Genomic DNA, 11,606 nt, shown 5'->3' on the forward strand with positions numbered 1-11,606 from the left:
TTTTTTTGAGGCGATGGTTCTTTTTTTGACCGCAGATGTAGGCGGATGGACGCGGATGGACGCGGATGGGATGGCGGGCGATCGTTCTTAAGGGCGATCGCTTTCTGATTTATCTTTTTTCTGTTCTTGGCGTTCTCGAACAGATTTAGGGTTTGCTGAATAATCGATCGCAAACTAAGAACAGGAGCGATCGATATATTCAAACAGAGTTAAATATAAGTTTTTTCTGTATCGAGTCACCCCATTTATAAGTGGGGATTATCTTCCACCCAAAAACAGGTGTTCTTTTTCCAAATAGACATAAAAACACACAAAAAAGCCGACGCCACCAGGTAGCAAGGTTCATTACCAAAAAACTAATTGCAATAACTGTACCAGATGTATTATCAAGTTTTGCCATCACTCGATTTAGACCGAATCTTCGTTTCCGCAAGCCCCAAACTTGCCCTCAATTGCATTTCTAATTCTCTCATCTTCCAACGCTTGCTTCTTTTTTGATTTACTCACCTTTGCTGGGGGTCTTCCTAGAGGGGGCCCACTGAGCCTAATTCCTCTTTCTTTGCACCACGCTCGGTTTGATCTTGTACGATAAATGCGATCTGCATGAACTGACTCTGGATAATATCCTGTAAATCTATAATAAGCTTCTACTTGTGCTTTTAAGTCCCCTGATTCGTTAAAGTTATCCCAGCTCATCCGGTCTAAAAATACATATCCTTCAAAACAACTGGCTGACAGTTTGGCTCCAAACTCTACGCTTTTCCCGGCTTTTCCTCTGACTATAGGACGAATATGGGGTTGACTTAAACTTACTATTCTATCCTCAATACTCTGTTTATCGTTGTCAAATAACCACTGTTGTTGGCGAGCGACTTCTGTGAGGACTAGCAAAGTTTTATATTGCTTTTTATTCAGACCTTCTAGGGTCGCACCTAAATCGATTAGCTGTTCAATATGAGCTAGGTTTCTTTTGATGTACTGAAGTTGTTTTTTAATTGCCTGTCTTCTTTTGTTTCGGGTGGATCGTCTTTGTTTGGCTACTGCTAAGTAATCTTTTCGGGCGAGATTACGGTAGGTTCTTGGTTTTTTATGGGTTTTTTCTTTGATTTGTTTATAGAGAATGTCTAGGATTTTTTCTGTATGAACTCTGGCTCCGTTTAATAGTCCTAAGTCGGTCGGATAACTAATATCGGCTGGGGCCGAGGGAGCATCTACGATCAACTTACCGCGATTGGGTGACTCATTTTTGCCGTCCGAAGCCTTTTTTTTTTCGGGTTTGATTGGGGTGATAGAGCGCATTTTTTCGACCATGCGTTCGTTGACTTTATTGATGAGGTTCGGACTGATTCGTTGCCGAAAGTGTACTAATAGAGATGGGTCAAATGCGAGTTCATTACTGTAGCTTGATTGACCGATAAAGTATTGCAGATAGGGGTTTTCGCGAATCTGTTCTACCGTTTCGCGATCGCTAATTCCCAGTTTTTCTTTGATGATTAATGCTCCCAATGCCATCCGAAATGATTTGGCTGGTGCGCCCTTTTCTGTGGGGAAGTTTTGGGCATATTCTGCTTCAAACTCTGACCACGGAATTAGTTCGGCCATTTTTACCCAACGGTTGTCTGATGACAACCTTCCTCCAAAGGGCAGTTCAAACTCGGATGGGGGACTTGAGGCAAGCTCAGCTTTTCTGTACACGATCGCACTGGGTGATGCAAGGCTTTTGTACTATTTTACCTGTTTATCTTGCACACTTTCCTTGATCGGACGATCGCATAACCAAGCCGTGTAACCTTTCTGCACTTATCCAGCAAGCCCGATTTAGTCAGCAGGTAGGTGGCCAAACTGCTAACGGATCTGCTGTCTTCTTCTGCCCATTCTTCGAGAGCTTTTTGAATCTCTTCTGGCAAGTATGCGGTAACTCGTCCCCGTGAAGCCATTCATTGTACTGCAAAACATTTCAACACAGTCCATCTTACGCCGTGGCCATCGCTTAAGGGCGATCGGTTTCTGATTTATCTTTTTTCTGCTCTTGGCGTTCTCTGACTGCTTTAGCTGCCACATGGGAAAGCAGGTTTGCGAGCGTTCTATCTTCTTCTTCGGCCCATTCGGACAAGGCTTGATGAACGTCTTCTGGCAGTGTAACTGTGACTCGCATTCGTGAAGGCATTGGCAGGCATGGTTTTACTTCAATTGTCTTCAATCTTACACTCCAACACCCTTTGATCTCTTTTTGTGTCATTTGATGTCAATGACATCAACTTATGCTATTAGTGTATATAAGGCTCAAGCCCTAACAAGTCAAAAGCCAGCCCCTTACTGTCCAAGGTTCCGGGCTGGCTCTGGCTCCAACATTCAATGGAGACAAATTCTATGATGACATACAAACAACGCTTGTGTTGTTGGGCGATCGCCCGTCTGTTACCCACTCAGCAATGGATTATTGTTGCCCGCTTCCGCAGTCGTTCAGATGCAGACGGGCATTTTCAGTTTTTGCAACAAACTATACCTCACGTCAAGTTTGAGGTTGTGTTCGATCGCAGTGGGGACAGTCACAGTTTATCGGGGTTGGGCTGCCCTTCCAATCCCGTCACCAGCGCGTTATAAATGGTAATTTTCGCGGCGATTTCAGTTAAATAAAGATTTGCGCTCGCACTTTTTTTGATAAGTGCGATCGTCCTTTCTTTCTTGAACCCGCGCAGGCGGACTTGGTTTGTGTAGCCTGAGTCTTTAAAACTGTGGGTTTCTGTCTCTACTAATTCACTTCACCACCCTCACCTGGCGAATTACAGCATTCGGCTGATACTTATTCGTCTGATGTAAACTGCCTTGACTAGCCCCGTAAATCCCCGCATATCGCCTCCCTTCAGCCTTGGGAGCAAACATAATTTTTTTATTAGGTTGGTTGGCAAAGACAAGTACTTCGACCGGTTCATAGCTCGTGTTATAACCTAAAGTAGCCTTGCCGTAAATTGCCTCAGCTTGTTTGAGAGTCATTCCTGGCCCGAGGCCCTGAGCTGTTTTATAATTAGAATTGTCAGTCATCAACTCTTCAATGACATCCCCATCTTTCAGCTTTGTACGACCAGGATAAATAATCCAATATTGCACTTTTCCCGACTGGCTGACAGCCACACCCTCAAAGTCTACCATAACACGCTCTACCTTAAACAGTGCCGTGGAACCCAAAGCTTTTTTCAATTCTCCGAAAGTCATCCCCAGCTTCGCCGCTCCAATTCCGCGCTCGGAAATTGTTAAACTTGCAGAAGGTGTTTTTTGAGCAACCTTTGCCACTTCTGGCAGCGCCTTTGTACCCACACGCGCCACAGCGGCACCGGGCCTCGATAGTGCTCCCAGATAAGAGCCGACCGCCAGGAAAACAGCTATCATTGATCCCGACAAAACTTTAACATTCAACATGGCTAATTCTCCCCGATTTCAAATGCGACTATCTACCCGTATCTTTTTCGTTTACGTTAAGAAACCGGGGTTTTTCGTCCAGGATTGATAACTTACTGCCGCACCATCACAGACTTAATCACAGCATTCGGCTGATACTTATTAGTCTGATAAAACCCCCCTTGACCAGCGCCATAAACTCCCGCAAATTGTTTCCCTTCAGCCTTGGGAACAAACATAATGTTTCTAGTGGGTTGCTTGGCAAATACAACCCCTTCTCTCATTTCATTATCCACGTTATAAGATAAAGTCGCCTTGCCGTAAATTGCCTCAGCTTGTTTCAAAGTCATTCCCGGCCCGACGCCCTGACCTGTTTTATAACTAGAATTGTCAGTCATCAAAAGTTCAATGACATCGGTATCTTTTAGCTTTGTACCCGCAGCATAGATAATCCGATATTGCACTTTTCCCGACTGACTGACAGCCACAGCATCAAAGTCTACCATAAAAGGAGACTGTACCTTAAACTGTGCTGTGGAACCCAAAGTCTTTTTCAATTGTCCGAAAGTCATCCCCACCTTCGCCGCTCCAATTGTGCGATCGGAAATTGTTAAATTTGCAGAAGGTGTTTTTTGAGCAGCATTTGCCGCTTCTCCTAGCACATTTGTAGCCCTCAGCGCAACAGTGGAACCGGGAGTGGAAATTAAGGTGAGGTAACTGCCGATCGCCAGCAAAGCAGCTATCATTGATCCAGACAAAACTTTAACATTCAACATGACTAATTCTCCTAGATTTCAAATGCGACTATCTACCCGCATCTTTTTGACTATCCTGGGCCTCACCCTCCTAGTTTGGATTCTCAGAGGTGTTGGCCTCTTGACATTCATTCCCGGTGGTGTCATTTGGATACTGATTTTTCTTTCTTTTGTTGCGGGCATTCTCAGCACTTTACTCCGTAGGTAAGCCAGCATCCGGCAAATAACAATTAACAATTCAAAATTAACAAATTATTTTAATTTTGATTGTTTCATAGCCTTTCCCACTGTCACATTCAACTGAGCGCCTATCAGCATCACCAAAGAAGAAATCTCCAGCCACAGCAGCAACACAATAAAACTTCCGATTGTGCCGAAAGTCCACGTGAAATTGCCCAAATGCAAAACATAAAACCGAAATAAAGCTGAAAATAGCGCCCACAAAATAGCAGCCAAAACAGCTCCCGAAAAAATAGGAATATCTGGTTGACGGCGGCTAGGCCCGTAGCGGTAAACAAAAGCAAAAGCCAGTGATACAATTCCCAAAGAAATCGGCCACCGCCACAGCCGCCAAGCACCTAACAGTTGCGACTCCAAAGGGCAATTGCCGGCGAGGAGCAAGCAATTTTGGACATCTTTTAAATCGCAATTGGCGACCGACTCCAGCAGGCAACTCTGGCGGGCAATAGCTTGTACAATTAAGTCGCTGACAAATACTACTCCCGATGCTAGAATTAACAGCACTATTGTACCGATACTCAGCGCCAGAGAAATAAGTTTGGCTTTCCAAAATGGTCTAGTTCGATCGATCGGGATTTCATGGATGCGATCGAGTGCAGCCATCGCGGCGCTCATTACTCCAGAAAATATCCAAATCGCCCCAAAAAAGCTCACTGAAAACAGCCCTTTACTCCGAGTTAAGAGAATTTCTTTGATTAAGCCAGCAATCAAATTCCGCACGTCATCGGGTATAACTTCGCCCAAAAGACGGGCGAGTTGATAAAGTGTTGACTGCAAAGGTTCAAAGAGAGCGATCGCAGATAACATGGCCAACAGCCCCGGAAACAGCGCCAGCATAGAATTGTAGGCCATTTCCGCAGACAGCCCCGGCAAACGCTGCTCTCCCGCCTTCGCCCCGACTTCCTTGAGCGTACCCCAAGTCAAACACCGACAAAACAGCCAAAAACCCCCAAATTTCCGTTTGAGAGCTCGAAGCAAGCTTAAAAGCGCCTTAAACAAAGCTAAAATCAGGTAGCGCAACGAGTAAGAAATGTTCATAGCGCACAGGAGAGGGGGAACTAGAAAAGGGAAAATGGATGCAGGACGATCGGGCAACTGGAAATAAGGAGCGTTAATTAATTAAGCCATTACCAATTTGCCGTTGCTAATCTAAAATCTAAAATCTAAAATCTAAAATCTAAAATCAATATGGCTCAGGATGTCAGACAGTGGTTAGATGAAATCAAGCGGCTGCAACAGCAGTTAACAGAAGTTTCGCGCGATCGCGATGAGGCCGGTGAAAGTGCGGCTCAGTGGCGCCAACTCTACAATACCGAAGCCGAGCAGCGGCGGAATGATGCTAAATTAACTCAACAAATCATCGCTTCTCTGGAAGCACAAATAGAGCAGTTACAAAATTTTTCCCCCATTGTGCCCGAAGAGGATGATGCTGGGGTTGCTCGCCAGCAGGAAATCGCACAACTGCAAACAGTAGGCGAACTTAAAGCTAAGTTAGCAGAAGTTCTCGAAGAGCGCGATCGGGCGATCGAACAAGTTAAACAACTCACTCAAGCCCTCAAACAAGAAGAAGCCCGTCACGCCGAAACTAGCAAAAATTTAACTAGCGCCCTCGGAGATGCTGTTGACTTGCTCACGAAAGCCCAAAATCCCGCTCCTGCAAAAACCGAGACAGTATATTCTTTGGAGATAGTACCTACTCGCACTGCAAATCCTGGCGAAACAGCTCTGGAAATCCGCCAAACTTCCGCCCCAGGCAAAAAACCCGCCCAGCTTCCACCTTCTAAAAATCAGTTACTCGATTTACCGCCCTTTGGGAATTAGGAGTTAAAAATTCAGGAAGTGTCGGCATGGCGATTACCATCGGCAGGTGGGATTTAGTCAGCGATTCCTTGTTTTTGTTTTTCCTGCAATTAAGCGGCATTAATTCATCGGCTTCTTTATTATTCCGCACCTACAGGAAGTTTACTAATCGATTTAACTGTACTATATCCCAACCTATAATCCGCATTCAAAATTTTGAAAACTGCCAAAAAATCTGCCTCGCGTCGTAGTAATCTACAGCCTTTAGATAGAACTTAATCGAGCTAAATTTTACTACTATCGACAACGGCTGATGCGCGAGGAAACTTCATGAAGGCAGAGATATCCATAGTCTGGAAAAAGATTCAGAGCATGATCGACAGCTTTATGATCATGCTGCCCAATATTGTGCTGGCATTAATTGTCTTTGCAATTTTTTACTTTGTGGGTAGGCAAATTAAGAGAGTGGTCAGGCGAGTTACCCGCAACCACCACCAAGCTCGAAATTTGGGGCTGGTGTTAGGACGGTTGGCGCAGGGTACGATCGTTCTAGTCGGTCTATTTATTGCTCTTTCGATTGTAATTCCTACATTGAAAGCTGGGGATTTGGTGCAATTGCTGGGAATTAGCGGGGTGGCGATTGGTTTTGCATTTCGCGAGATCTTGCAAAACTTTTTAGCCGGTATCCTAATTCTGTTGACGGAACCGTTCCGAATCGATGACCAAATTGTGTTTAAAAACTTTGAGGGAACGGTAGAAAATATTGAGACCCGCGCTACCACAATCCAAACTTATGATGGTCGGCGGATTGTCATTCCTAATGCCGAATTGTTTACGAATACGGTGACAGTGAATACCGCTTTCGATCAACGCCGCATGGAATACGATATTAGTATTGGTTACGGCGACGATATTGACCACGCCAAGCAGTTAATCCTAGAAGCACTGTACAGCCTGAAGGAGGTTTTAAAAGCTCCTGCACCCGATGTGCTGGCGATGGATCTAGCAGAAAGTACGGTCAATCTCCGCGTTCGGTGGTGGATTGCTCCGCCGCGCCGAATTGACGATCTGCGATCGCGCGACAAGGTAATTTGTGCTATTAAAAAAAAGCTATATGTGGAAAACGGCATCGATTTGCCTTATCCCACGCGGAACATCTTGTTGCACGATCGAACCGAAGAAACCGATGGCGATCGCTCCGAGCAGCGTGAAGGATGGCCAGCAGGCAAACGTAAAGTTCCGAAACCTCGTCGTATTAGTGGCTCTGTGCGGAAACTGACCCAAGGGCGATCGCAACAAGACGGCAACGGAAAATCTTAACCGCGTCACAAGTCATGAAAAATGTCCAGTGGAGCAAACTTTGGGATTCGCTGCACTTGGCTCGTGCAACTGGAATTTATATTAATCACCGAGCGATCGAAGGAGTAACAAACCCGATTGATCTCATGCCTAATTTTTAAGCAAAAACCACAGTCCGATTGCCATAAACTAAAACACGATTTTGTAAATGATATCGCACGGCTCTTGCTAACACAACTCTTTCTAAATCTTTACCTTTGCGAACCAAATCAGACACTTCATCGCGGTGACTGACGCGCACAACATCTTGTTCGATAATCGGGCCAGCATCTAAATCTGGTGTAACGTAGTGGGCTGTTGCACCGATAATTTTTACCCCTCTTTCATAAGCCCTTCCGTAGGGGTTTGCACCCACAAACGCGGGTAAAAATGAATGGTGAATATTAATCACATTGGGAAATTTTCTGATAAAGTCTTGACTCAAGATTTGCATATATTTAGCCAAAACTACTAAATCAATATTATATTTTTTAATAATTTCTAACTGTTGTGCTTCTTGAATAGCTTTATTGTCTTTAGTAATGGGAATATACTCAAAGTCGATACCGTATTGTGCGGCAACAGGCTTTAAATTTTGATGGTTGCTGATTATCAGCGGAATTTCACCTCTGATTTCTTGCGCTCGCTGTCGCCAAATCAAGTCTAATAAACAATGATCTTGACGGCTTACAAAAACCGCGATCCGCCGAATTTGATGGGAGAAATGCAATTGCCAGTTGGCTTGTAAGTCCTTGGCTATTTCACTAAAAGCAGGCGTTATTTGTTCGGTGGTTAAGTCAAAATCATCTAATTGCCATTCTAGCCTGCTTAGAAATAATCCAGCGGTAAAATCTGTATGGTGATCCGCGTGGATAATATTCCCATTGTGGGATGCGATAAAATTGGCAAGTAAGGCGACGAGTCCTTTGCGATCGGGACAGGCAATTAACAGGGTTGCAGTAGGGCTAGTCATAATATAATGACAAAATTGTCTCGCTGAGTCGATCGAGAAAAAAGCGATCTCACAGGGGTTTATTGATACGCTTAGGGGCGGGCAAGATGCCCACCCCACAATGGATTTAACTGAGAGTGGAACAAGCATCTTGCGTGTTTCTATGGGCTTACGGGCGGGCAAGATGCCCACCCCACAAGAGATTTTAACGGAGAGTGGAACAGGCATCTTGCCTGTTTCGATCTTCCTTCTTCCTTCTTCCCTGTTCCGTCTTCCTTCTTCTAAAATCCCATCGCCCCAGCTACTGCATCCAAAGTCGGAGCAATGCCACTTTTAAACAGATTGTTGCTGTGATTAATTGCGGTATCCGGGTCTTTCAAACCGTTACCAGTCAGCACGCAAACCACCGTCGCCCCAGTTGGAACTTGGTCTTTTACCTTCAGCAAACCGGCCACAGAAGCTGCACTCGCGGGTTCGCAGAAAATCCCTTCCTGCGATGCTAACAAACGGTAAGCGTCCAGAATTTCGGCGTCGGTGACTGCGGCAAAACCGCCGCGGCTGGCTTCGGAAGCTGCGATCGCCTGTTTCCAGCTAGCCGGATTCCCAATCCGAATTGCCGTCGCCAGGGTGTCCGGGTTCGCCACAGCCTCGCCCGTTACCAAAGGCGCAGCCCCGGCGGCTTGAAATCCCATCATCCGTGGCAAGCGCGAACATTTTTGGGCTTGGTGGTATTGACAAAAACCCATCCAGTATGCTGTGATATTTCCCGCATTTCCGACGGGAATGCACAGCCAGTCGGGGGCGTCGCCTAAAGCGTCCACCACTTCAAAAGCCCCGGTTTTCTGACCTTCCAAGCGGTAAGGATTCACCGAATTTACCAAGGTCACAGGGTAGTTAACAGCCATTTCGCGGACAATTTCTAAGGCTCGATCGAAATTTCCGCCAATCGAAATGACTTCCGCACCGTAAAGCAAAGCTTGCGCCAACTTGCCCAAAGCCACGTAACCCTCGGGAATCAACACGAAAGCTCGCATCCCCCCGCGTCGGGCGTAGGCGGCGGCGGCGGCCGAAGTATTGCCGGTACTGGCACAAATTACTGCCTCGGCACCAGCTTCCTTCGCCTTGGAAATCGCCATTGTCATCCCCCGGTCTTTGAAACTACCAGTGGGGTTGAGGCCGTCGTATTTGACCAGGACGCGCACGTCTCGACCGATGAGAGAGGCGATCGCCGGTGCTGGAATCAGGGGAGTATTGCCCTCTTGGAGGGTCACTACCGGTGTGGTTTCTGTGACCGGCAGGTAGGGGCGATAAGCTTCGATCAAGCCGGGCCAGCCGTAGCGCTTGGGCGAGGCGGCGCGGGCAGCAGAGTTAGCAGCAGAGTCAGTAGCAGGTAGAATCAGGGTCACGGTGTCAATGGTTTTAGGCAATGGCTAAGGAATTTACACTAATTTTAGCTCGATCGGTTAATTTGATGTTTAATACGATCGGTTCAGGTTAAAGTAACTTAATGGTGTGAATGTGTAGATATGTCTACTCAATTACTAATGTCAAATAATTCATCCACTCTTTCCCGGCCTCAAGTTACCGCGAGCAATCCCGAAATGGCTAGTTCTTCTACCCTATCGACCACTTTTGCCCGCAAAGTAGATTTGGTGAAGTGCCCCTACCAAGCCGATCAGCAAGTTAAGTTCCTGCACTTGCAAGCGGAAATCGAATCCTTGCTGCTGGAAGTGCAAAGCCTCAAACAGCAACGCTCGATCGCTGGCTTGCGGGCTCTCGACCCCATTTCTGGCAGCAACAGCAATTAGCAGACAACAGTCGTTAATGCTAATTGTGCTGCCCCTGTGTTATAAAAACGAATGTTTTGCTACCCGCAGTATTTTTTGCCAAAAGTGCTAGAAATTCCTAACTGCGGATAGCGATCGCTAGCTTTTGCTAAAACGCGCTTGCCTACAGCTCAACTCGTCTGCTGCTTGCTGGCAACGAGCTGACCTTTTACGGCGCTTTTTTATTGCGCTAATTTGTTAAGCCATCCTCATGGCATACGGAGAATCGAAATCAGTTTATGACAGCATCGATCGAAAAACCACTAAATTTGACATCCGCAAGTGACACCTCCAACCTGCGCCTGAAAGATATTCTCAAAACCCTGCCGCGGGAAGTATTCGTCAAAAACCCCCGCAAAGCTTGGACAAAAGTAATCGTCAACGTTCTTTTAGTTGCGGTCGGTTACTGGGGCATAGCAGTCTCTCCTTGGTTTCTACTACCCCTAATGTGGATTTTCACAGGTACCGGATTAACCGGTTTTTTTGTGATCGGGCACGACTGCGGGCACCGGTCATTTGCTAACCGCCGCTGGGTAAACGATTTAGTCGGACATCTCGCATTCTTGCCGTTAATTTATCCGTTTCACGCATGGCGGCACGGCCACAATTACCACCACAAACACACCAACAAACTTGGCGAGGATAATGCTTGGCAACCGATGACAGCAGAAGACTACGCTGCTGCTCCCAAGGCATTACAAATAGCTTATAGTTTAATATTCGGTCGGATGTGGTGGATCGGCTCGATCGCCCACTGGGCAAAAGTGCACTTTATGTGGTGGCGCTTCAAAGGCAAACAGCAACAAGAACAAGTGCGGTTTTCAGTTTTTGTCGTTTTAATCGGTGCTGCGATCGGATTCCCGGTTTTAATTGCAACCACAGGCATTTGGGGATTTGTCAAATTTTGGTTGATGCCCTGGCTGGTTTACCATTTCTGGATGAGCACTTTTACGATCGTCCACCACACAGCACCAGACATTTCATTTAAAGAACCGGAAGAATGGGACGAAGCCCAAGCGCAACTATCGGGAACAGTTCACTGCGATTATCCCCGCTGGGTAGAGTTTCTGTGCCACGACATTAACGTGCACGTTCCCCACCACCTTTCAACTGCTATTCCCTGGTACAATTTGCGCCTCGCCCACAGCAGCTTAAAGGAAAATTGGCAAGATCATCTCTACGAAACAGAATTTTCTTGGTCTTTAATGAAGCGGATTGCCGACAACTGTCACCTATACGATCCGGCTGGCGGCTATCAGACATTGCAGGAATTTAACGCTCAAAACAAGTAGTTTTTAA

General features: G+C 46.2%; 13 protein-coding genes. 5 read left to right on the top strand and 8 right to left on the bottom strand.

Annotated features, from left to right (window positions below; genetic code table 11):
* Positions 1-199 precede the first annotated feature (199 nt).
* The 3 genes from QUA47_RS06120 to QUA47_RS06130 all read right to left on the bottom strand — a co-directional run bounded on the left by QUA47_RS06120 (position 200) and on the right by QUA47_RS06130 (position 2,155).
* Positions 200-1,695, bottom strand: a protein-coding gene (locus QUA47_RS06120) for an IS5 family transposase (protein ID WP_333430081.1) whose coding sequence is annotated in 2 segments (ribosomal slippage) — positions 200-427 and positions 430-1,695 — 1,494 coding nt in all. Because the reading frame shifts where the segments join, the coding sequence is not laid out codon by codon here.
* 35 nt (positions 1,696-1,730) lie between these two features.
* Positions 1,731-1,937: a ribbon-helix-helix domain-containing protein gene (locus QUA47_RS06125; protein WP_333430082.1), complete on the bottom strand. Its 207-nt coding sequence runs from the start codon at positions 1,935-1,937 to the stop codon at positions 1,731-1,733.
* Positions 1,938-1,990: 53 nt separating this feature from the next.
* Positions 1,991-2,155: a ribbon-helix-helix domain-containing protein gene (locus QUA47_RS06130; protein ID WP_333430083.1), complete on the bottom strand. Its 165-nt coding sequence runs from the start codon at positions 2,153-2,155 to the stop codon at positions 1,991-1,993.
* 215 nt (positions 2,156-2,370) lie between these two features.
* On the opposite strand from QUA47_RS06130, the gene QUA47_RS06135 reads away from it, so the two are divergent.
* Positions 2,371-2,604 carry a hypothetical protein gene (locus tag QUA47_RS06135; RefSeq protein ID WP_333430084.1) on the top strand — a complete coding sequence of 78 codons (234 nt, stop codon included), beginning with the start codon at positions 2,371-2,373 and terminating at the stop codon, positions 2,602-2,604.
* A 153-nt stretch (positions 2,605-2,757) separates the two neighbouring features.
* Here the strand turns inward: QUA47_RS06135 and QUA47_RS06140 are convergent, their stop codons facing one another.
* The 3 genes from QUA47_RS06140 to QUA47_RS06150 all read right to left on the bottom strand — a co-directional run bounded on the left by QUA47_RS06140 (position 2,758) and on the right by QUA47_RS06150 (position 5,429).
* Entirely contained in the window at positions 2,758-3,417 is a 660-nt protein-coding gene (locus QUA47_RS06140; RefSeq protein WP_333430085.1) for a hypothetical protein, read from the bottom strand.
* Between the two features lie 92 nt (positions 3,418-3,509).
* Positions 3,510-4,172, bottom strand: a complete 663-nt coding sequence (locus QUA47_RS06145; RefSeq protein WP_333284101.1) for a hypothetical protein — start codon at positions 4,170-4,172, stop codon at positions 3,510-3,512.
* Between the two features lie 231 nt (positions 4,173-4,403).
* Positions 4,404-5,429 (bottom strand): YihY/virulence factor BrkB family protein, encoded by a 1,026-nt coding sequence (locus QUA47_RS06150; protein WP_333430086.1) that lies wholly within the window; start codon positions 5,427-5,429, stop codon positions 4,404-4,406.
* Between the two features lie 150 nt (positions 5,430-5,579).
* On the opposite strand from QUA47_RS06150, the gene QUA47_RS06155 reads away from it, so the two are divergent.
* On the top strand, positions 5,580-6,212 hold the full coding sequence (locus tag QUA47_RS06155) for a hypothetical protein (protein WP_190662902.1): 633 nt from the start codon (positions 5,580-5,582) through the stop codon (positions 6,210-6,212).
* Between the two features lie 309 nt (positions 6,213-6,521).
* Entirely contained in the window at positions 6,522-7,511 is a 990-nt protein-coding gene (locus QUA47_RS06160) for a mechanosensitive ion channel family protein (RefSeq protein WP_333430087.1), read from the top strand.
* Positions 7,512-7,647: 136 nt separating this feature from the next.
* On the opposite strand, the gene purU is transcribed toward QUA47_RS06160, so the two are convergent.
* Positions 7,648-8,502 (bottom strand): formyltetrahydrofolate deformylase, encoded by an 855-nt coding sequence (gene purU, locus QUA47_RS06165; RefSeq protein ID WP_333402157.1) that lies wholly within the window; start codon positions 8,500-8,502, stop codon positions 7,648-7,650.
* A 260-nt stretch (positions 8,503-8,762) separates the two neighbouring features.
* Positions 8,763-9,887, bottom strand: coding sequence for a threonine synthase (thrC, locus tag QUA47_RS06170; RefSeq protein WP_445302488.1), 1,125 nt, complete (start codon positions 9,885-9,887; stop codon positions 8,763-8,765).
* A gap of 120 nt (positions 9,888-10,007) precedes the next feature.
* On the opposite strand from thrC, the gene QUA47_RS06175 reads away from it, so the two are divergent.
* Positions 10,008-10,289 carry a hypothetical protein gene (locus QUA47_RS06175; protein ID WP_333430088.1) on the top strand — a complete coding sequence of 94 codons (282 nt, stop codon included), beginning with the start codon at positions 10,008-10,010 and terminating at the stop codon, positions 10,287-10,289.
* Between the two features lie 257 nt (positions 10,290-10,546).
* Positions 10,547-11,599 (top strand): fatty acid desaturase, encoded by a 1,053-nt coding sequence (locus tag QUA47_RS06180; RefSeq protein WP_333430089.1) that lies wholly within the window; start codon positions 10,547-10,549, stop codon positions 11,597-11,599.
* The last annotated feature ends 7 nt before the right edge of the window (positions 11,600-11,606 follow it).

Source organism: Microcoleus sp. MON2_D5 (genome assembly GCF_036701905.1).
Classification (GTDB): domain Bacteria; phylum Cyanobacteriota; class Cyanobacteriia; order Cyanobacteriales; family Microcoleaceae; genus Microcoleus.